Origin of the sequence: Nonomuraea angiospora (assembly GCF_014873145.1) — a bacterium.
Lineage (GTDB): Bacteria > Actinomycetota > Actinomycetes > Streptosporangiales > Streptosporangiaceae > Nonomuraea > Nonomuraea angiospora.
Genome location: NZ_JADBEK010000001.1, coordinates 6,157,598 through 6,178,244, shown reverse-complemented (window position 1 = coordinate 6,178,244; position 20,647 = coordinate 6,157,598). Strand labels below are relative to the sequence as shown.

At 69.6% G+C, this 20,647-nt stretch carries 20 protein-coding genes; 15 read left to right on the top strand and 5 right to left on the bottom strand.

The window, feature by feature from the left end:
• Window positions 1–2: 2 nt before the first annotated feature.
• Entirely contained in the window at window positions 3–1,292 is a 1,290-nt protein-coding gene (locus H4W80_RS27780) for a glycosyltransferase family 4 protein (protein WP_192787776.1), read from the bottom strand.
• Window positions 1,293–1,517: 225 nt separating this feature from the next.
• Here H4W80_RS27780 and H4W80_RS27775 point away from each other — a divergent pair, with 225 nt between their 5' ends.
• Window positions 1,518–2,540 carry a GDP-mannose 4,6-dehydratase gene (locus tag H4W80_RS27775; protein ID WP_192787775.1) on the top strand — a complete coding sequence of 341 codons (1,023 nt, stop codon included), beginning with the start codon at window positions 1,518–1,520 and terminating at the stop codon, window positions 2,538–2,540.
• Between the two features lie 91 nt (window positions 2,541–2,631).
• Here H4W80_RS27775 and H4W80_RS27770 read toward each other — a convergent pair whose 3' ends face one another.
• On the bottom strand, window positions 2,632–3,471 hold the full coding sequence (locus H4W80_RS27770; RefSeq protein WP_192787774.1) for an AraC family transcriptional regulator: 840 nt from the start codon (window positions 3,469–3,471) through the stop codon (window positions 2,632–2,634).
• A 61-nt stretch (window positions 3,472–3,532) separates the two neighbouring features.
• Here H4W80_RS27770 and H4W80_RS27765 point away from each other — a divergent pair, with 61 nt between their 5' ends.
• The 4 genes from H4W80_RS27765 (at window position 3,533) to H4W80_RS27750 (ending at window position 6,940) form a co-directional block, all read left to right on the top strand.
• Window positions 3,533–4,162, top strand: a complete 630-nt coding sequence (locus H4W80_RS27765; protein ID WP_225963697.1) for a helix-turn-helix domain-containing protein — start codon at window positions 3,533–3,535, stop codon at window positions 4,160–4,162.
• A 23-nt stretch (window positions 4,163–4,185) separates the two neighbouring features.
• Window positions 4,186–5,019, top strand: coding sequence for an SRPBCC family protein (locus H4W80_RS27760; RefSeq protein ID WP_192787773.1), 834 nt, complete (start codon window positions 4,186–4,188; stop codon window positions 5,017–5,019).
• A gap of 56 nt (window positions 5,020–5,075) precedes the next feature.
• Window positions 5,076–5,486: a DUF2000 domain-containing protein gene (locus H4W80_RS27755; protein WP_192787772.1), complete on the top strand. Its 411-nt coding sequence runs from the start codon at window positions 5,076–5,078 to the stop codon at window positions 5,484–5,486.
• Between the two features lie 851 nt (window positions 5,487–6,337).
• The gene (locus H4W80_RS27750) at window positions 6,338–6,940 is read left to right on the top strand and encodes a DUF559 domain-containing protein (protein ID WP_192787771.1); all 603 of its coding nucleotides are present in this window, start codon (window positions 6,338–6,340) and stop codon (window positions 6,938–6,940) included.
• A gap of 512 nt (window positions 6,941–7,452) precedes the next feature.
• On the opposite strand, the gene H4W80_RS63810 is transcribed toward H4W80_RS27750, so the two are convergent.
• The gene (locus H4W80_RS63810; protein WP_192793773.1) at window positions 7,453–8,637 is read right to left on the bottom strand and encodes a cytochrome P450; all 1,185 of its coding nucleotides are present in this window, start codon (window positions 8,635–8,637) and stop codon (window positions 7,453–7,455) included.
• A gap of 940 nt (window positions 8,638–9,577) precedes the next feature.
• Window positions 9,578–9,868, bottom strand: a complete 291-nt coding sequence (locus H4W80_RS27740; protein ID WP_192787770.1) for an antibiotic biosynthesis monooxygenase — start codon at window positions 9,866–9,868, stop codon at window positions 9,578–9,580.
• A gap of 60 nt (window positions 9,869–9,928) precedes the next feature.
• Here H4W80_RS27740 and H4W80_RS27735 point away from each other — a divergent pair, with 60 nt between their 5' ends.
• Entirely contained in the window at window positions 9,929–10,573 is a 645-nt protein-coding gene (locus tag H4W80_RS27735; RefSeq protein ID WP_192787769.1) for a TetR/AcrR family transcriptional regulator, read from the top strand.
• Between the two features lie 40 nt (window positions 10,574–10,613).
• Window positions 10,614–11,081, top strand: coding sequence for a tRNA (N6-threonylcarbamoyladenosine(37)-N6)-methyltransferase TrmO (tsaA, locus tag H4W80_RS27730; RefSeq protein WP_192787768.1), 468 nt, complete (start codon window positions 10,614–10,616; stop codon window positions 11,079–11,081).
• On the opposite strand, the gene H4W80_RS63805 is transcribed toward tsaA, so the two are convergent.
• Window positions 11,082–11,627: a CGNR zinc finger domain-containing protein gene (locus tag H4W80_RS63805; protein ID WP_318787086.1), complete on the bottom strand. Its 546-nt coding sequence runs from the start codon at window positions 11,625–11,627 to the stop codon at window positions 11,082–11,084. It lies immediately after the preceding gene.
• Window positions 11,628–11,709: 82 nt separating this feature from the next.
• On the opposite strand from H4W80_RS63805, the gene H4W80_RS27720 reads away from it, so the two are divergent.
• From H4W80_RS27720 to H4W80_RS27685, 8 genes are all read left to right on the top strand, one after another.
• Window positions 11,710–12,942, top strand: coding sequence for an MFS transporter (locus H4W80_RS27720; RefSeq protein ID WP_192787766.1), 1,233 nt, complete (start codon window positions 11,710–11,712; stop codon window positions 12,940–12,942).
• 324 nt (window positions 12,943–13,266) lie between these two features.
• Window positions 13,267–14,112, top strand: coding sequence for a fumarylacetoacetate hydrolase family protein (locus H4W80_RS27715; RefSeq protein ID WP_192787765.1), 846 nt, complete (start codon window positions 13,267–13,269; stop codon window positions 14,110–14,112).
• Window positions 14,109–15,407 carry an L-fuconate dehydratase gene (locus H4W80_RS27710; protein ID WP_192787764.1) on the top strand — a complete coding sequence of 433 codons (1,299 nt, stop codon included), beginning with the start codon at window positions 14,109–14,111 and terminating at the stop codon, window positions 15,405–15,407. The genes H4W80_RS27715 and H4W80_RS27710 overlap by 4 nt, the downstream gene beginning before the upstream one ends.
• On the top strand, window positions 15,404–16,138 hold the full coding sequence (locus H4W80_RS27705; RefSeq protein ID WP_318787085.1) for an SDR family NAD(P)-dependent oxidoreductase: 735 nt from the start codon (window positions 15,404–15,406) through the stop codon (window positions 16,136–16,138). Before H4W80_RS27710 ends, H4W80_RS27705 begins: the two co-directional genes overlap by 4 nt.
• Window positions 16,139–16,152: 14 nt before the next feature.
• On the top strand, window positions 16,153–17,178 hold the full coding sequence (locus H4W80_RS27700; protein ID WP_192787762.1) for a sugar ABC transporter substrate-binding protein: 1,026 nt from the start codon (window positions 16,153–16,155) through the stop codon (window positions 17,176–17,178).
• Window positions 17,178–18,659, top strand: a complete 1,482-nt coding sequence (locus H4W80_RS27695) for a sugar ABC transporter ATP-binding protein (protein WP_192787761.1) — start codon at window positions 17,178–17,180, stop codon at window positions 18,657–18,659. The genes H4W80_RS27700 and H4W80_RS27695 overlap by 1 nt, the downstream gene beginning before the upstream one ends.
• Window positions 18,656–19,645, top strand: coding sequence for an ABC transporter permease (locus tag H4W80_RS27690; RefSeq protein ID WP_225963695.1), 990 nt, complete (start codon window positions 18,656–18,658; stop codon window positions 19,643–19,645). The genes H4W80_RS27695 and H4W80_RS27690 overlap by 4 nt, the downstream gene beginning before the upstream one ends.
• The gene (locus H4W80_RS27685) at window positions 19,642–20,640 is read left to right on the top strand and encodes an aldo/keto reductase (protein ID WP_225963694.1); all 999 of its coding nucleotides are present in this window, start codon (window positions 19,642–19,644) and stop codon (window positions 20,638–20,640) included. The genes H4W80_RS27690 and H4W80_RS27685 overlap by 4 nt, the downstream gene beginning before the upstream one ends.
• The last annotated feature ends 7 nt before the right edge of the window (window positions 20,641–20,647 follow it).

Genomic DNA, 20,647 nt, shown 5'->3' with positions numbered 1-20,647 from the left:
GGTCAGCCTCTCCTCTTGTGGTTCTCGATGGCCTCGAAGTACGCCTCGACGGTCCTCTTGGCCACGACGTGCCAGGTGTAGCGCTCCATGACGCGGTCGTATCCGGCCTTGCCCACGCGTTCGCGCTCCTCGGGGGAGTCGTGCAGGCGGCGCAGCACCGAGGCCAGCTCCTCTGGATCGCCCGGGGCCACCTGGATGGCGGCGTCACCCACGACCTCGGGCAGCGCCCCCGTACGGCTGGCCACCAGGGGCGTGCCGCAGGCCATGTGCTCGACGGCGGGCAGCGAGAAGCCCTCGTAGAGGGAGGGGACGACGGAGATCTCCGAGGTGGCGATCAGCTCGCCCAGCTCGTCGTCGGAGATGCCGTGGACGAAGCGCACCCGGTCCTCCAGCGACAGCTCCTGGACGAGCTGCTCGGTCGGGCCGCCGGGGGTGGGGCGGCTGACGACGGTGAGGTGCACGTCGCGCTCGGTGGCCAGCTTGGCGACCGCCCGCAGCAGCGTCGCGACGCCCTTCATGGGAGAGTCCGCGCTGGCCACGGCCACGATCGAGCCCTTGCGCCGGGGCTTGTCCGGGCGCGGGTGGAAGTAGCGGGTGTCGACGCCGAGGGGGATCAGGCGCATGTTCGCCTGGGGGACGTTGAAGTCGCGGTGGATGTCGGCCAGCGACGACTCGCTGACGGTCAGGATCGGGCTCAGCCGGGGCGCGACGCGCGACTGCATCTTCACGAACCCGTACCAGCGGCGCAGGCTCAGCCTCTTGCCGCCGGTGGCGGCCTCGAGCTCGATGCGGCGGTCGACGCTGATGGGGTGGTGGATGGTGCCGACCACGGGGAACATTCGCTGGATGCCCAGCAGGCCGTATCCGAGGGTCTGGTTGTCCTGCACGACGTCGAAGTCGCCGATGCGCTTCTTCAGCTCGCGGTAGGCCCGCAGCGTGAACGTCAGCGGCTCGGGGAACCCCGCCGTCCACATCGTCCCGACCTCTAGCCAGTCGATCCAGTCGCGGTATTCGTGCAGCTTGGGCGTTCTGAACGGGTCCTCGTCGCGGTAGAGGTCGAGGCTGGGCACCTCGCGCAGGATGACGCCCTCGTCCAGCTCGGGATAGGGCTGGCCGGAGAAGACCTCGACGTGGTGCCCTAAGGCGACCAGCTCGCGGCTGAGGTGGCGAAGGTAGACGCCCTGGCCGCCACAGGTGGGCTTGCTGCGGTAGGACAACAACGCGACTCGCAGCTTTCGCTCCTGCCGGGCTGGCTCTTCCACGACACCCCTTTCTCCGCCGGTAGGGCCCATGAGGTGGGCGTGTACCGTGAAGATGACCTTAGTCCGAAAAGGCTACCATTCGGTAGGTCGGGTGGAATTGTTCACAATTACGGTTAAACGTCGTGCGAACTGCGACGTTGCCGTGACCGAGCGTGGTTCGGTGGAACGGGTTCTAGGTGGCTTGGTGCCCTATCTGGGCGCTTAGCTGTACATTCCGTCCCAAACAGATTGCTATACGCGATAGCTGGAGGACCCTTGGCCAGGCGAGCTCTGATCACCGGCATCACCGGCCAGGACGGTTCTTACTTGGCGGAGCACCTGCTCGAGCAGGGGTACGAGGTGTGGGGCCTGGCCCGGGGTCAGGCGAACCCGCGCGTGTCCAGGATGCGCAAGCTGCTGTCCGACGTGCAGGTGGTGCGGGGCGATCTGCTGGACCAGGGGTCGCTGATCTCGGCGGTGGAACGCGTTCAGCCTGACGAGGTCTACAACCTCGGGGCGATCTCGTTCGTGCCGATGTCGTGGGAGCAGGCGGAGCTCACGGCCGAGGTGACCGGGATGGGCGTGCTGCGCATGCTGGAGGCGATCCGGGTGTGCTCGGGGGCGTCCCGGGGCTCGGGTGCCTCCCGACAGATCCGCTTTTATCAGGCTTCATCCTCTGAGATGTTCGGGCAGGTCAGCGAGACGCCGCAGAACGAGCGGACCGCCTTCCACCCGCGCTCGCCGTACGGGGTGGCCAAGGCGTACGGGCACTTCCTCACGCAGAACTACCGCGAGTCGTACGGGATGTTCGCCGTGTCCGGGATCCTGTTCAACCACGAGTCGCCGCGCCGGGGGGCCGAGTTCGTCACCAGGAAGGTGTCCCTGGGGGTGGCCCGGATCAAGCTGGGGCTGGCCTCCGAGCTGCGGCTGGGGAACCTGGAGGCGCGGCGGGACTGGGGGTTCGCCGGCGACTACGTGAAGGCGATGCACCTGATGCTGCAGGCCGCCAACCCCGAGGACTACGTGATCGGGACCGGGCGGATGAAGTCGGTCAGGGAGCTGGTGGAGGCGGCGTTCACGGCCGCGGGGCTGGACTGGGAGCGGTACGTGGTGACGGACCAGACGCTGCACCGGCCGGCCGAGGTGGACCTGCTGTGCGCGGACCCGAAGAAGGCGCGGGCGCAGCTGGGGTGGGAGCCGGGCGTGTCGTTCGACGAGCTGGTGGCGATGATGGTCGAGTCGGACCTGCGGCTGCTCTCGGACGGAGGCGATCCCGACCAGGACAGCTCCTGGCCGTGACTTTTTACGGCCGGCCGATGATGCCTGGCGGTTGACGGCCGGGCTCAGGCCGAAGTGGCGGGTGTGATGGCCTGGCGGTAGGCGCCCGGCGTCAGGCCGGAGTAGCGGGTGTGATGGCTTGGCGGTAGCTGCCCGGCGTCAGGCCGAAGTAGCGGGTGAACCAGCGGGTCAGGTGACTCTGGTCGGCGAAGCCCGTCGCGGTGGCCGCCTCGCTGATGGCCGTGCCGCCGGTGATCAGCGTACGCGCCTGTCTGAGCCGTAGCTGGCGCTGGTAGTCGCTGGGGGACAGCCCGTACTCCGCGTGGAAGGCCCGGTAGACCGCGTAGCGGCTGGTGCCCGTGGCCCGCGCCAGGTCGTCGCTCGTGAGATCGTCCGTGAGGCGGTCGTGGAGAAGCTGCCTGGCCTGCCGCGCCACTCTCGCCGACCGCCCAGGCCTGCTGTCCGGGCGGATCGGGGTCGTGGCGGCCCGCCGTACGATCGCCGCGACCGTGGCCGTGAGCAGCTCGTCGCGCCGCAGGGCCGTCGAGTCGGCGCCGAGGAGCTCCGCGTGCAGGGAGCGCAGCGCCCCCGCCAGGACCGGATCCTCGACCACGGGCGTCGTGAACAGGGGCAGGCCCAGGCGGCGGCCCGTCGTGTCCCCCAGGGCGTTCCGCACGAGCTCGGGACCGATGTGGACGATCCGGTACGTGAAGCCGTGGGCGTTGGTGGCGTGGCCGTCGTGGGGATCCTCCGGGTTGAACGCCATGACCATGCCCGCCGAGCTCGTGTGGGCCGACCCGCGGCAGGTGAACGACTGCGCGCCGGTCTCGGTGACCCCGAACGAGTAGGTGTCGTGGCTGTGCCGGTGGTACACGTGCCGCTCGAAGTGGGCATGCATGGCCTCCAGCGGCCGGTCGGGTGACCGCCAGTATCGGGACCAGTCATGCGGCATCCCTCCATTGTCCCCATCGCCATTGACAAACCAAATTTTTACGTAAAGGATTGTTTTTGCGATGAGAGACGTCCTGTACCTGGAAGAGATCGAGCAGGCCGAGGCCCTGCTCAAGCCGCAGCGCGTGGAGGTGCTGCGGCAGCTGGCCGAGCCGCGTACGTGCTCGGAAGTCGCCGAACGGCTCGGCCAGACGCCGCAGCGGGTCTACTACCACGTCAAACGGCTGGTCGAGGCCGGCCTCGTGGACCTCGTGTCCGAGCGCAAGGTGCGCGGGATCCACGAGGGCATCTACCAGGCCGGTGCGCGCTCGTACTGGCTGTCGCCCCGGCTGGTGGGCCGGATCGGACTGCGCAAGGCGCGTGACGAGCTGAGCCTCGGTTACCTGCTGGATCTCATGGAGGAGGTCCAGTCGGACATCGCGGCACTCGACCGGAGCGCGCCCGAGCTGCCGTCGATCGGGTTGTCGGGGGAGATCCGGGTGCGTCCCGAACAGCGCCAGGAGTTCCTGAACGATCTGCAGACGATGCTGCAGGGGCTGTTCACGCGGTACGGCGGGGCGGAAGGGGACGCGTTCAAGCTCGCGGTCGCCTGCTACCCGAACACCACCACCACCGAACCCCCGGCCGACCACCCCGAACCCGCCACCCCTCCGGATCCTCCGGACGAGCCTGGCACCCCCGACCGACCCTGAACTCGCCAAAGGAGAAAATGACCATGACCGAGCCCATGACGTTTCGTGCCCGCATCAAGGCGCCTGTCAAGGACGTGCGCCACGCGCTCACCGACCCGGCCGCGCTGCGGATCTGGCTGGCCGAGCACGCCGAGGTGGAGCTGCCCGACCGGTTCGGGTTCTGGGGGCGTACGACGCCTGAGGGGGACGCGCCCCACCAGCGGCTGCTGCACGCGGACGAGCGCACGGTGCGCTTCGCGTGGCTGCTGGACGGCGAGGAGACGACCACCGAGTTGAGGCTGGAGGAGGACGGGGACGCGACGATCCTGACGCTGTCGCAGACGCACTTCGACTTCCAGGACGTCATCACGGGCAAGAGCATCCGGGGCGTGCTTCAGACGTACTGGGGCCTGGCCATCGCCAACCTGGCCGAGTACCTCGAGGGGCGCGAGCTCACACCCAAGATCGACTTCACCTCCGCGGACCTGCGCGCCCAGGTCACCATCGACGCCTCGCCGGAGAAGGTGTTCGAGTCGCTGATCGACTCGGAGACGGTGACGCGGTGGTTCGGGTTCCCGATCGAGATCGAGCCGTACGTGGGCGGCCGCTTCGCCATGGGCGGCCTGGCCAACGACCCCAGCCCGGCCAAGGTGCTGGAGCTGGAGCCCGGCAGCAGGTTCTCCCTGGACTGGGGCGCCCCGGGAGTCGGCACGTGGGAGCTGGAGGGCTCCGGCGGGCAGACGCGGCTGACGCTGGTGCAGAGCGGGTTCGACGCGGAGCGCCCGCCGTACGCGGCGTGGGGCGGGATCCTGTCGGGCGTCGCGGAGCTGCGGCGCTACCACGAGGTGCCGGACTGGCAGCCGGTCATCATGGGCTGACGCATCCGCACCAGCGTTCAAGACACGGCGGGGGCGGGAGGTGGAGACTCCTGACCATGCGTTTCGACACCAAGATCGGCATCGTGGTCCGCGCGGATCTGGCCGCATGGCAGAAGCTCAACGTCACCGCCTTCCTGTCCAGCGCCGTGGCGGGCGGGGTGCCGGGGCTCATGGGGGAGCCGTACGAGGACGGGTCCGGCACTTCGTACCTGCCGATGCTCCGCCAGCCCGTGCTCGTCTACACGGCCGACTTGGAGGGCCTCCGGGGCGTCCGGGAGAAGGCGGTGGGCCGGGAGATGGACGTGGCCGTCTACATCGAGGAGATGTTCAAGACCGGACACGACGAGGACAATCGAGCGGCTGTGCGGGCGGTGGAGGCCGACGAGCTGGCGCTGGTGGGGGTTGCGATCCATGGGCCGAAGAACGGCGTGGACAAGGTCCTGAAGGGCCTCTCCCTGCACCCCTGACCCGCTAATTCCACCACAATCCCCACCACGCAGGCTCTCCCAACCGCACCCCGGCCCCGCACCCCGGCCCCGCACCCCGGCCCCGCACCCCGGCCCCGCACCCCGGCCCCGCACCCCCTGGCTCGGCGCCCTCTGGCCTCGCGCCCCTGGCCCGGCACCCCCCTGGCCCGGCACCCCCCTGGCCCCGCACCCCGGCCCCGCGCCCCCCTGGCTCGGCGCCCCCTGGCTCGGCGCCCTCTGGCCTCGCGCCCCCTGGCCTCGCAGCTCGGCCCGGCACCCCCCGACCCTGCCCCGCTCGGGCGGGTGACCAGCTCGGGCAGGCACTCGGGGTCGGCACGCCGTCCCAGACCCTGTGGATAACCTCACCCCGTCCACAGAACCCCATTCGGCCACCCGCCATCGAGCCCTGCCATAGCACCCTGGGCGCCATGCACCACGCTGCCCACCCCACCCGGCTCACCACGCCAAGCGACCCACCAGCACCCGCGGCACCCCCTCCTGGAGCTGCAGCCCCCAACAGAGGGACAGCGGCTCCCAGGGCAGCACCCCCGAAAGACCCACCTCCCATCCAGGAAGAGACCGATCACGGCCTTCCAAAGAGGGAGACGCCACCCACCCCACCATCGCTCGCTGAGCGGACCGCCCGAATCACCCGAGCGATCCCGCAGGCCGTCGTCTGCCGCCAGACGTCCGCCCACATCTGGGGCCTGAACGTCCTGCACACCCCAGAAGCCGACTGGCCCATAGAGCTGATCGCCCCCGGCCACCTGGCTCTCCCAGGCTGCGTCACCTACCCGGCGCCGCTGCCTCCGGAAGACATCACCATGCACAAGGGCGTCCGCCTCACCACCATGGAACGCACAGCCCTCGACTGCGCCCGCTGGTTGCCCCGCACGGAGGCGGTGGCGATCCTCGACCAGTTCGTACGCCGGGGCGTCGATCTCGAAGCTCTGTGGCGCCGCCCGCTCAACTCCTGGCGCCTACGCGACACCCTCAGCCTCGCTGACGGGGGCGCCGCCTCTCCCAGGGAGAGCTGGCTCCGGGTCATCCTTGTGGAAGGCGGCCTCCCCAGACCCACCACCCAAATCCGGGTCGAACTGGACCACGATCGGTTCGCCTATCTCGACCTGGGCTGGGAGGAGTTCAAGGTCGCAGTGGAGTACGACGGCCAGGAGCATCACACCTCACCCGCCGACCAGCAACGCGATGAGGACCGCCGCGAGGAGCTTCGCCGCCGCGGCTGGCGCGTGATCGCCGTCCGCCGAGACGTCATCCCCGGCCAGATCGCCGACCTCCTCCATCACGTGGCCAACGCCCTGATCGAATGCGGCTGGCAGCCCGGCCCGGAGCGCACCAACCACATCCTCCGCCGCATCCGAGCCGCCCGCCGCCGCTCCCGCTTCCGATTAACCAGCCACCGGCCCCTCCAATCCTCCACGCCAGGTGCCGGTTAGACCTCCGCGCCCAAACGTCGGCCGGGCACTGGCACCGGGCTGGTGGCTGGGTGTCGTGCCTAAACGTTGGCCGGGCACGCGCACCGGGCTGGTGGCTGGGTGTTGTGCCCAAACGTTGGCCGGGCACGCGCACCGGGCTGGTGGCTGGGTGTTGTGCCCAAACGTTGGCCGGGCACCCGCGCCGGGCTGGTGGCTGGGCGCCGTGCCCGAATGTTGGCCAGGCGCCACGCCGGAGCATCAGCTGCACCGCAGTGTCAGCCGGACGTCACACCGCAGGATGGGCTGGGCGTTACGCCGCAGCGTCAACCGGACGTTACGCCGCAGGGGGGGCTGGGCGTTACGCCGTGGCGCCGGCCGCGCGTCACGCCGGAGCCTTGGTGGGGCGTTCTTGGCGGAACGTCGGGCTGGGTGGGCTGGACCGTGCTGTCGTGTGTTGTTCTGACCACCAATAGGCCGTTGTGGCGAGCGGTGTAAGGGGTGAGGCGGATTGCCTGTGGTGGCTGCGCCAGGGGTCAGCCGACCGCGACAGGAAGTTCCTTGATGCCGTTGATGAAGTTCGAGCGAAGCCGGCGCGCGGAGCCCGTTTGGCGGAGTTTGGGGCGTCGGCGGGCCAGTTGTTCAAAAAGGACTCGGAGCTCGAGTTTGGCCAGGTGGTTGCCCAGGCAGAAGTGAGCTCCGCCGCCGCCGAAGCCGATGTGCGGGTTCGGGTCGCGGGTGATGTCGAAGACTTCGGGGTCGGAGAAGACCGCGGGATCGCGGTTGGCGGCGGCGTAGAAGACCACGACCTTGTCGTCGGCCTTGATCTCCTGCCCGCCCAGCACCTGGTCGGTGGTGGAGGTGCGGCGGAAGAGGTTGACCGGGGAGACCCAGCGGACGATCTCGTCGGCCGCTGTCTTGGCGAGGGTGGGGTCGGCGACCAGGCGGGCCCACTGGTCCGGGTGCTCGAAGAGGGTGAGCATGCCGCCGGAGGCCGCGTTGCGGGTCGTCTCGTTGCCGGCGACGGCGAGCAGGAGGATGAACAGGTTGAACTCGTCCTGGTCAAGCGTCTCGCCGTGCTCGTTGGGCTGGAGGAGCTTGGTGACGATGTCGTTCTTCGGTGTGTCCCTGCGCCGTGTCGCGAGTTCGTTGGCGTAGGCGTAGACCTCCATGGCGGCGGCCGAGCCCACCTCGGGAGTCTCCGAGTAGTCGGGGTCCTGGCTGCCGATCATGCGGTTGGACCAGGTGAAGAGCTTGTCGCGGTCGGCCACGGGCGCGCCGAGCAATTCGCAGATCACGTACAGGGGGAGTGGTGCGGCGACTTCGGTGACGAAGTCGATCTCGCCGGTGCACTTGTCCAGGAGGTCGTCGCAGATGTCGCGGATGTGCTCTTCGAGGGCGCCGATCGTGCGCGGCGTGAAGCCGCGGTTGACCAGGGAACGCCGTCTCGTGTGCTCGGGCGGGTCCTGGTTGAGCATCATGTGGCGCTGGAGGTCGATCTGTTCCTGGGTCAGCTCTTCGAACAGGGCGAGCTTCTTGTACGAGGAGAATCGGTCGGAGTGCCGCGATACATGGACGACGTCCTCGTATCGGGTGATGGCCCAGAATCCGGGCTCGCCCTCGTGCCAGTGGACGGGGGAGTTCGCGCGGAGCCAGGCGAGCTGCTCGTGTGGTGGTCCGGTGGTTGCGTAAATGTCCCTGTCGACGAGGTCGATGTGCACCAGATTCACCCTCTTGATCAAGCGCTTGGTTTACTACTACTTGAAACGTGTTCTATTACGTCCCTGTACGACCGTCAAGGGGCAATGTAGTGGCGAAACGGCTCCACAAGGGGTCCACCGAGGTCGGGCATTCATCGGGTGATGCGGCTTGTGCCAGCTCCCCGGGGTCACCGACGAAGGCGGACTCGCTCGGCGGCGCGCTCGGCGGCCTCGGTCGGTGGCGCGCTCGGCGGTCTCGGTCGGTGGCGCGCTCGGCGGCTTGCTCGGCGGTCTCGGTCGGTGGCGCGCTCGGTGGCTCGCTCGGTGGCCTCGTTCGGTGGCCTCGGTTGGTGACGGGAAGCGCGCGAGCCGTTGGCCGTCCGAACGGGAGCCACTGGCCGTCCGAACGGGAGCCGCTGGCCGGCCCCCCTGGGCGCAGGCGCTCGACCGCGTCGTACACCTCGCGTGGGCCGCTCACCCGCACGCTGATCGTGGTGAGGCTGTCGCGGGTGACGGCGTCGAACCGGGGCGGCGCCGCGCCCTCGACGCGCATCCCGTAGGTGGGGGTGAGCAGGCCGGCCGGCATCTTGGTGGAGGTCTTGCCGGCGCCGTTGGGTCCCAAGAAACCGAAGACCGATCCGGCGGGGATGTGCGGGGGCACCTCATCGACCGCCTGGGCCGCGTCGAGGGGATGTGCGGGGGCGCCTCAGCGACCGCCCGGGCCTGCGTCGAGGGGATGTGCGGGGGCGCCTCAGCGACCGCCCGGGCCTGCGTCGAGGGGATGTGCGGGGGTGCCTCAGCGACCGCCCGGGCCTGCGTCGAGGGGATGTGCGGGGGTGCCTCGTCGACCGCCCGGGCCTGCGCCGATCCGTAGACCTCGGTCAATGCGTCGATTGCGATCGTGTCATCTTCTTGGTCCGGGGAGCCCCGGCTCCCGGGTTCGGGGGCCGGGGCAGGGTCGTCAGAGCTCTGCCAGGACCTCGATGTCCTGCGCCGTGACATCGCGGGCCAGCGCGAACGCTGCGGTGGCCGCGGGGGTGCCGGGCGCGGCCTGGCGGGCCGCCTGCAGGCTGGCGGCCGAGTCCCAACGCCAGACGCCGACCCACGTCTCGTCGTCCAGCCGGCCGAGGCGCGCCTCGGTGAGGCCGGACTGAGTGGCTCTGATCGCGGTGACCAGAGCGGCGTGCCGAGCCTGAACCTGCTCGGCGTCAGCGGGATCGGCCTGGAAACGGGTGACGCTGATGACCGTCATAGCTGGACCTACTCTCTAGAGTTGACTTCTAGTGAATAAATCTAGAGATAAACTCTAGCCATGAGCGATGTCAAGCGGACGAACAAGAGAGTGCAGAAGGCCAAGGAGACGCGCCGGCGTATCCTCGCGGCGGCGCTGGAGCTGTTCGTGCAGGACGGATATGGCGCGACGAATCTTCAGGACGTCGCCGACAAGGCCGGCGTCGCGGTTCAGACGATCTACTTCGTCTTCGGCAACAAACGCGCCCTGCTCAAGGAGCTGGTCGACGTCACGATCGCGGGCGATGACGAGCCGGTGGCCACGATGGACCGGCCGTGGTACGTCGCCGCGCTGGCCGCCGAAACCGCCGAGGACATGCTTCGCCCCTACGTCGAGGGCGCGACCTCGATCCTGGAACGCGTCGCACCGATCGGCAGGGTGCTGGAGGCGGCGGCCGCGAGCGACCCCGAGGTGGCCGCGCTGTGGTCGTACGAGGTCGATCCCCGATATGTCGTCCAGCAGGGTGCCGCCAAGGCTCTTGTCGGCAAACCCGGGGCGCGCGCCGAGCTGTCGGTGGAGGAAGCCGCCGACGTGCTCTACGGCCTGCTCAGCCCCGAGCTGTATTTGCTGTTCGTTCGCGAGCGAGGATGGACGCGCGAGCGCTGGGAGCGGTGGGTCGGCGAGACCCTTCGCGCCCAGCTCTGCTCCACGAGGGGAGACTCGTGATGGACGGCGTCATCCTGACCCCCACGGGGGGAGACTCGTGATGGACGGCGTCATCCTGACCCCCGTCGCCCGCGTCCTTGGCGGACGGGCCGAGATGTACGAGGACAACTGGTACGACACCAAGGCCGTCATCCGGCTGGACGATCATCTCGAGGCGTCGGCCCTGCAGGGCCTGCAGGAGTTCTCCCACCTGGAGATCGTCTTCCAGTTCGACCGCATCGACGAGGCGGACGTGCAGATCCGGCCGCGACCGCCGCGCAAGAATCCCGACGGCCCGCTCGTCGGTGTGTTCGCGCACCGCGGGCCGTACCGGCCGAACCGGCTCGGCGTGTCGGTGTGCCGGCTGCTGGCCGTCGACGGCCGCGACCTGCACGTGGCCGGCCTGGACGCGCTGGACGGCACTCCTGTGCTGGACATCAAGCCGTACCTGGTCGAATTCGCGCCCACCGACCCGGTCCGGCAACCGGCCTGGGCGTCCCGTCTCATGCGCGAGTACTACAAGGCTTGATCAGGGTTGGCGGCGGCTGCGGTAGGCGGCGGTCTTGGCGCGAGCCGTACATGCCGCGCTGCAGTAGCGGCGCGAGGCGTTGCGGGTCAGGTCGATGTAGACCGCCTCGCACTGGTGCGCCGCGCACTGTCCGAAGCGGTCGGGGCCGTAGCCGTCCACGATGAGGGCCAGCGCCGTGGCGAACTCGCCGCCCAGGGCCTCCACCGGGGTGCCGCCCGAACCGTGGAAGTGCAGGTGGAACGGCTGGCCGACGTCCTCGGTCAGGTACGGTTGCGCGCCGTACCTGCGGATCATGGCGTTGATGCGGGCGGCCTGGTCCGCCGGATGCTCGGCCAACAGCGCCTGTCGCAGCTCGGCGGCCAGCTCTGCCAGGTGTCGCCCCGTGTCCGGGGCCGCGCGCAGGGCCGCGCTTGCGGGGTCGCGGAGCTGGGTGGCGAACGTCGTCGCCAGGTTCTCGCCTGCCAGTGGCTGCACTGAGGCGCCGCCCCGCCAGCGCGCCGTGGCCAGGTTGACCAGCTCGGCGATCAGGGGAGCCTGTCGGGTCACGTTACAGGCTATTTCCACTTGACTGGTAACACCCTTCTGCTATGTCATAGGCGTAATCCAGTTAGATGGTAACGGAGCCGCCATGTTTGCGCCCTATCGACGCCTGCTCGCCCAGCCGGGCGTCCCTCGCCTGCTCGTCACAGGGCTCCTCGTCAAGCTGGGGACACCCGTGCTCAGCCTCGCCCTGCTGCTGGCCGCCGTCGACCGGCTCGGCTCCTACGCCACCGCCGGCCTCGTGCTCACCGGCCACGCGCTGGCCCTGGCCCTGTGCGCGCCGCTCGGCGGGCGCATCGCCGACCGGTACGGCCCCCGCTCGGCCCTGACCGGTTACCTGGCCGCCCACGCCCTCGCCTACGCTCTCCTCCTCATGGCCCCGCCTGCGCTGATGATCGGCGCTGCGGCACTGCTCGGCGCCACCACCCCGCCGGCCGGCTCGGTCGTCAGAGGCGCCTGGCCGCGCCTCGTCCCCGTCGCGTCCCTGCCCGCCGCCTATGCGGTGGACAACGCCGTCAACGAGCTGACGTTCATCGCCGGCCCCCTGCTCGTGCCGGTGCTGACCCTGGTCGTTCCGGCCTACGGCGTGGTGGCCGCCGCCGGCGCCGCCGTCCTGCTCGGCACCGCGCTCCTCCTGGCCTCCCCCGTGGTACGGCAAGTGGCGCCCACCCCGCCGGGCAGGCTCCACCTGGCCGGGCCGCTCACCCACCGGCCTACCCTCCTGCTGCTGACCATCGCCGCCTTCGGCACCTTCACCTTCGGCTGCCTGCGCATCGCCACGGTTGCCTCGGCCACCACCTTCGGCTCCGCCGCCTCCGCCGGCGTGCTGATGGGGCTGCTGTCGGCCGGCGCCCTCCTCGGCACCCTCGGGTACGGCGCACGGGCCTGGCCCCTCACCGGCGGGCGGCTGCTCGTCCTGCTCTCGCTCGCCGAGGCGGCCGTCCTGCTCGGCGGAAGCTGGGCGCCCGGCTTCGTGACCCTCGCTGTACTGATCACTCTTGTCGGGCTGGTGACCGGGCCGCGGGACGCGGTCGTGCCGGCCCTGCTCGCCGACCACACCCCCGCCCGCTACCGCACCGAGGTCTTCGCCTGGCTCAACACCTTCATGTGGGCCGGCTACGGCCTGGGCACCGCCGTCGCCGGCCGGCTCACCGGTCCCCACGACACCGGCGCCGCCGCCTTCGGCGCCGCCGCGGCCGCAGCCGTGGCAGGCGCGGTCCTGGCGGTCGTCGCCAACCGGATCGCCTCGCCCCGGCCGGCACCCGCCGCGGCGCCGGCCGAAGGTCCTTCCCGTGAATCTGATCATCCAGCTGACAACTGAGACCCAGGCTGGGCGGTGGCCCTGAGGGGCTGGTCGTGGGGGTGGATTGTCGTGGAGCAGGTGCTTGCCGTCGGCGGCTGATGTGGCAGGCGGGGGTGTGGGGTTGGGGTGGGGTTTACCTCCGATGTATGTGGGGGCGTCAATTCGTGTATGTGAACGCAGCCATCGGAGCGGTAAAGTCGTTTCACAGGCATCTACCACCCCCAGGGTGTGTCTTCCGAGGTCACGGATCGGATGTATCCCTCTTATCACCCTTGACACACTCTGCCTGGTCGCACGAGCATCATGAATCGAGACATCCGATGTATATGTGAAGGATGCGGTGTGAAGCTGCTGCGAGTAGGACCTGTCGGCCAGGAGCGTCCGGTGGTCATGGATGACGCCGGTGACCTGCGCGACATCGGAGAGCCCGAGATTGACGGGGCTTTCCTCGCTTCCGGGGGAGTGGCGCGCGTCCGGGACGCGCTCGAGCGTGGTGCCCTGCCCGTCGTCGATGCCGAAGGGTTGCGGATCGGCGCTCCGATCGCTCGTCCAGGGAAGATCGTTTGCATCGGCCTGAACTACAGCGACCACGCCGCCGAGTCCGGGCAGGACGTGCCGGCCGAGCCGGTCGTGTTCATGAAGGCCGCGAACACCGTGGTCGGCCCGTACGACGAGGTGCTCGTGCCCAGGGGCAGCGTGAAGACCGACTGGGAGGTGGAGCTGGCCATCGTGATCGGTCGGGAGGCCCGTTACCTGGGCAGCCGGGAGGAGGCGCTCGGCGTGATCGCCGGGTACGCGATCTCCAACGACGTCTCCGAACGCGAGTTCCAGCTCGAACGCGGTGGGCAGTGGGACAAGGGCAAGTCGTGCGAGACGTTCAATCCGCTCGGCCCGTGGCTGGTGACGGCGGACGAGGTGGGCGACCCGCAGAGCCTGCCGCTGCGCCTCTGGGTGAACGGTGAGCTGCGCCAGGACGGCGACACCAAGAACATGATCTTCGATGTGGCCGAGATCGTGCGCTACCTGAGCCAGTTCATGGTCCTGGAGCCGGGTGACGTGATCAATACGGGTACGCCGGCCGGCGTGGCGATGGGCATGCCGGGGCAGCCGTACCTGCGTGAGGGTGACGTGATGGAGCTGGAGATCGAAGGGCTCGGGCGGCAGCGCCAGACGGTGGGGCAGGCATGACGACTCCTGGCGCGTACCGGATCGTCGGGATGGAGACGCACGACGTGCGGTTCCCGACCTCGCGCGAGCTCGACGGCTCAGATGCGATGAATCCGGATCCCGACTACTCCGCGGCCTATGTCGTGCTCACCACCGATGACGGGTTCGAGGGGCACGGGTTCGCCTTCACGATCGGGCGTGGCAACGACATCCAGACCACGGCCATCAGCGCGCTCGAGCCGTACGTGATCGGCAAGGACGTCGAGGACCTCGGCGCGCTCTACAAGGACATGGTCAACGACTCGCAGCTGCGCTGGCTGGGGCCGGAGAAGGGCGTCATGCACATGGCGATCTCCGCCGTGGTCAACGCCCTGTGGGACCTCAAGGCCAAGCGGGCGGGCAAGCCGCTGTGGCGGCTGCTGTCCGAGATGTCCCCCGAGGAGATCGTCGGCCTCATCGACTTCCGCTATCTGAGCGACGCGCTGACGCCGCAGGAGGCCCTGCAGATCCTGAAGAGCCAGGAGGCGGGCAAGGAGGAGCGGATCGGCCGGCTCATCGAGGTCGGCTACCCCGCCTACACCACCTCCCCCGGATGGCTCGGGTACGACGACGACAAGCTGCGCAGGCTCTGCAAGGAGGCCCTGGAGCAGGGCTTCAAGCAGATCAAGCTCAAGGTCGGCGCCGACCTCGAGGACGACCGGCGCAGGTTCAGGGTCGCCCGCGAGGTCTGCGGCCCCGACTTCCCGATCGCCATCGACGCCAACCAGCGCTGGGACGTCGGGTCAGGCATCGAGTGGATCAACGCGCTGGGCGAGTTCCACCCCCACTGGGTCGAGGAGCCGACCAGCCCCGACGACGTGCTCGGCCACGCCGCCATCGCCAGGGGCATCGACCCCATCCCCGTGGCCACCGGCGAGCACGTCCAGAACCGCATCATGTTCAAGCAGCTCCTGCAGGCCAACGCCATCTCCTACCTGCAGATCGACTCGGCCAGGGTCGGCGGCGTCAACGAGAACCTGGCGATCCTGCTGCTCGCGGCCAAGTTCGGCGTGCCGGTGTGTCCCCACGCGGGTGGCGTCGGGCTGTGCGAGCTGGTGCAGCACCTGTCGATGTTCGACTACGTCGCGATCACCGGGTCCATGGACAACCGCGTGATCGAGTACGTCGACCACCTTCACGAGCACTTCGTGGACCCCGTGGTCATCCGCAACGGTCGTTACGCCGCACCGTCCGCGCCCGGCTTCAGCGCGGAGATGCACGCGGTGTCGATAGCCGCCCACACATTCCCCGGCGGCGAAGTATGGAGGGACGCGTGAGCCTGAAAGCGATCGTGACCGGCGGTGGTTCCGGCATCGGGCTGGCCGCGGCCACCCTGCTCGCCGAGCGCGGCATGAAGGTCGCCTGCCTCGACATCAACCCGCCCGGCGAGCCGTTCATCGGGGTCAAGGTCGATGTCACGGACGACGCGCAGGTACGCGCGGCGGTGGCGGAGGCCGCCGAGCGGCTGGGCGGCATCGACGTGCTCGTCAACAACGCGGGCATCGGAGCTCTGGGCACCATCGAGGACAACCCGGACAGCGAGTGGCAGCGGGTGTTCGACGTCAACGTGCTCGGCATGGTCCGGGTCGCGCGGGCGGCGCTGCCGTACCTCAGGCAGTCAGAGCACGCCTCGATCGTCAACACGTGCTCGATCGCGGCCACCGCGGGCCTGCCCCAGCGCGCGCTCTACAGCGCGACCAAGGGCGCGGTGCTCTCGCTGACCCTCGCGATGGCCGCGGACCATGTCCGCGAGGGCATTCGCGTCAACTGCGTCAACCCCGGCACCGCGGACACCCCGTGGGTCGCGAGGCTGCTCGACCAGGCCGACGACCCAGAGGGGGAGCGGGCCGCACTGAACGCCAGGCAGCCGATGGGCCGCCTGGTCAGGGCGGAGGAGGTCGCCGCGGCGATCGCCTATCTCGCCAGTCCTGACGCCGGCGCCACCACCGGGACCGCGCTGGCGGTCGACGGCGGCATGCAAGGGCTCCGGCTGAGGGCGTCCAACTAAGGAAGGTACCCCCCATGAAGTTCGGATCGGCGGTCGCGGCGGCGGCCCTCTTGGCGGTCGTCACCGCGTGTGGCTCGGGCACGGCAACAACCGGAGGAGGGGGCGGCGGCGGGAAGGTCGGCATCGACCACCCGCGGGCCGACTCCAACTTCTGGAACTCCTACATCAAGTACGTCCCGCAGATGGCCGGCGAGTACAAGGTGGACCTCATGCCACCCACCAACTCGCAGAACGACGTCTCCAAGCTGGTCAACAACGTGCAGGCGCTGGTGGGTCAGGGGGCCAAGGCGATCATCATGGCCCCGCAGGACACCGGTGCCATCGCCAACACGCTGCAGCAGCTGGAGAACAAGAAGATCCCCGTCGTGACCGTCGACACCCGTCCGGACAAGGGCAAGGTCTACATGGTCGTACGCGCCGACAACCGCGCGTACGGGACCAAGGCCTGCGAGTTCCTCGGGGAGAAGCTGGGGGGCAAGGGCAAGGTCGTGCAGCTCCAGGGCGCGCTCAGCTCCATCAACGGCCGTGACAGGTCGGAGGCGTTCCTGGAGTGCATGAAGTCCAAGTTCCCCGGCATCACCGTGTTCAGCGAGCCCACGGAGTGGGAGGGCACCAAGGCCGCGTCCATGCTTCAGACCCGGCTGGAGCAGCACCCTGACATCAAGGGCATCTACCTGCACGCCGGCGGCGTGCACCTGGCGCCGACGCTGCAGGTGCTGAAGCAGAAGAGCCTCCTCGTCCCGCCGGGCGACCCCAAGCACGTCTTCGTGGTGTCGAACGACGGCATCCCGGAGGAGCTCGAGGCGATCCGCAAGGGCGACATCGACGCCACGGTGTCGCAGCCGGCGGACCTGTACGCCAAGTACGCGGTCTTCTACGCCAAGGCCGCGCTGGAGGGCCAGACGTTCAAGCCGGGCCCGACCGACCACGACAGCACCATCATCCAGCTCCCGAACGGCATGGAGGACCAGCTCCCCGCGCCGCTCGTGACAAAGGACAACGTGGACGACAAGAGCCTTTGGGGTAATCAGATCAAGTGATGAAAAATCACGTTGAAGCCCGAAACGTCGTCAAGCGCTTCGGCCCCACCGTCGCGCTGAACGGCGCGGGGATCGCGATCGCCGAGGGTGAGACCCACGCTCTCGTCGGCAGGAACGGCGCGGGGAAGTCCACCCTCGTGTCGATCCTCACCGGGCTCCAGCCGGCCGACGAGGGCGAGGTGCTGTTCTCGGGAGAGGCGGCGCCCGCCCTCGCCGACCGCGACGCCTGGCGGCAGCGCGTCGCCTGCGTCTATCAGAAGTCCACGATCATCCCCGCGCTGACGGTCGCCGAGAACCTCTTCCTCAACCGCCAGTCGGCCAGAGGCGCCAGGATCCACTGGCGCGCGCTGCGGGCCAGGGCGCGCGAGCTGCTGGACACGTACGAGGTGGACGTCGACGCGCAGGCGCTGGCCGGCGACCTGAGCGTCGAGCAGCGCCAGCTCGTCGAGATCGCCCGGGCGCTGTCGTTCGGGACGAGGTTCATCATCCTCGACGAGCCGACCGCCCGGCTCGACGGCCCGGCCATCGAGCGGCTGTTCGCGCGCATGCGCTCGCTGCGCGAGCAGGGCGTCACGATGATGTACATCTCCCACCACCTCGACGAGGTCTACGAGATCTGCCAGAGCGTCACGGTCTTCCGCGACGCGCGGCACATCGTGACCAGGCCGGTCGCCGACCTTCCGCACGACGAGCTGGTCGCCGCGATGACGGGGGAGGCCACGACGGCGTACGAGTCCCGATCCCGCACGCCCGGCGACCGGGTCGTGCTGTCGGGCGAGGGCCTCTCGCTCGGCGGCCGCTACGCAGATATCGATATTTCCGTTAAATCGGGCGAGGTCGTCGGCCTGGCCGGCTCCGCGAGCAGCGGCAAGGTCGGCCTCGCCGAGACCCTCGTCGGGCTCCGCAGAGCCGACTCCGGCACGGTCACCGTCAACGGCACCCGGGTCAGACCGGGTGACGTGCCCGCCGCCATGGAGGCGGGCCTCGGGTTCGTGCCGGAGGACCGCCACCACGAGGGCTTCGTCCCGCTGCTCTCGGTGGGGGAGAACGCCACGTTCCCGATCGCCCGCAAGCTGGGCCGGTACGGGATCGTGTCGCCGGTCCGCCGACGGGCAAAGGCCAACGAGATGATCAAGAACCTCGACATCAAGACGGAAGGCCCTGACCAGCCGGTCGGTGACCTGTCCGGGGGGAACGCGCAGAAGGTCGTGTTCGCGCGGGCCCTCGTGGACGACCCGACGGTGCTGGTCGTGATCAACCCGACGGCCGGTGTCGACGTCAAGGCCAAGCAGGCGTTGCTCGGCGCGGTCGAGGACGCGGTCGGGCGGGGCGCGGGGGCCGTGGTGGTCTCCGACGAGCTCGACGACCTGCGGATCTGCGACAGGGTGCTGGTGATGTTCCACGGCAGGGTCGTCAAGAACGTGCCGCGCGGCTGGACGGACCACGAACTCGTGGCCGTGATGGAGGGCATAGAAGATTGACCACTTTGACTGCGCCGGTCCCACGGGTGCGCCTGGCCAGGTTCCGTGACCTGACGCTGGTGCCGGTGATCGTGATCCTGCTGGTCGTGGGCGCGTTCCTCGACCCGACCTTCCTGACCGCGGGCAACCTCACGAACGTACTCCAGCAGCAGGCGGCGATCTCGCTCGTCGTGCTGGCCGAGGCGATGATCCTCATCGCCGGCAAGTTCGACCTGTCGCTGGAGTCGACGGTCGGCACCGCGCCGGCCATCGCGGTGATGCTGGTGATCCCGGCGGCCGCGGGCGGGTTCGGCCTCGGGCTCCCGGGCGCGCTGGTGATCCCGCTGGCCCTGCTGATCGGCGCGGCCATCGGGGCGTTCAACGGTTTCCTGATCATCAGGTTCCAGCTGTCGGCGTTCATCGTGACGCTGGCCATGCTGATCATCGTGCACGGCCTGCTGCAGGGGCCGACCGAGGGCAAGACGCTGTTCGAGCTCCCCGGCTCGATCCTCTACCTGGGCAGCGCCATATGGCTCGGCCTGCCGGCGGCCATCTGGATCGCCGGGGCGCTGTTCGCGGCGGGCATCTTCGGCCTGGGCTACCTGCGGCTCGGCCGCGCGCTCTACGCGATCGGCGGCAACACCGACGCCGCCCGCGCCGCCGGCATCCGGGTGGATCGGGTGCTGTACGGGGTGTTCATCCTGGGCGGGACGCTCGCGGCGCTCGCCGGGATCCTGGAGACCGGCCGCCTCGGGGCGATCGGCAACAACCAGGGCGTCGGGTGGATCTTCATGGTGTTCGCGGCGGCGGTCATCGGCGGCGTGAGCATGGACGGCGGCAAGGGCACGATCCTGGGCGCGCTCACCGGCGTGCTGGTGATCGGCCTGGTGCAGAACATCTTGACGCTCATCGGCGTCTCCGGCTTCTGGCAGCCGGTGATCTATGGCGGGATCATCCTCATCGCGTTGATGATCAGCCGGATCGCGGGCGGAAAGGCACAGGATTGAACGGCATCGACGAACCTCCGGCCGCACCCGACGGCGGTGGGGCATGGGTCGGGCGTGATGGCGGCGGCGTCGAGGTGTCGCGGCACGGCTTCGGCGGGGCGCCGATCGGCAACCTGTACCAAGGGGTGTCGGAGGAGCAGGCGCGGGCCACGGTCGACGCGGCCTGGGACGCCGGGGTGCGCCTGTTCGACACCGCGCCCCACTACGGGCTCGGCCTGTCGGAGCGCCGCCTCGGCGCCGCGCTCAAGGACCGCTCGGGTTACGTCCTGTCCACCAAGGTCGGCCGCCTGCTGGTGCCCGCCTCGTCGTCGGACGGCCGCGACGAGCAGGGCTTCGACGTGTCCGCCGACCTCCGGCGGGTGTGGGACTTCTCCGGCGACGGCGTACGCAGATCCCTGGAGGAGTCCCTGGAACGGCTGGGGCTGCCGGCCGTCGACATCGCGCTCATCCACGACCCGGACGACCACCTGGACCAGGCGCTGGCGGAGGCGTACCCGGCGCTGGCCGAGCTGCGCGCGCGGGGCGTGGTGAAGGCCATCGGCGTCGGGATGAACCAGTGGCAGGCGCCGCTGCGCTTCGTCCAGGAGACCTCCATCGACGTCGTGATGCTCGCGGGCCGCTACACCCTGCTCGACCAGTCGGGCCTGCCGCTCCTGGAGGAGTGCGCGCGTCGCGGGGTCAGGGTGCTGGCGGCGGGCGTCTTCAACAGCGGCATCCTGGCCACCCCGAGGCCGACCGGCACGTACGACTACCAGCCCGCCCCGGCGTCGGTGGTGGAGAGGGCGACGAGGATCGCGGAGATCTGCGAGCGCCACGGCGCCACGCTGCCCCAGGCGGCCATGGCCTTCCCCCTCCGCCACCCGGCCGTCGCCTCGGTCGTCCTGGGCGCCCGCTCGCCCGAGGAGATCACCGCGAACGCCGCCCTGCTGTCCCGTCCGGTCCCGGAGGCGGTGTGGGACGAGCTGATCTCGGAGGGGTTGCTGCCCAAGGAGTGATGGCGGG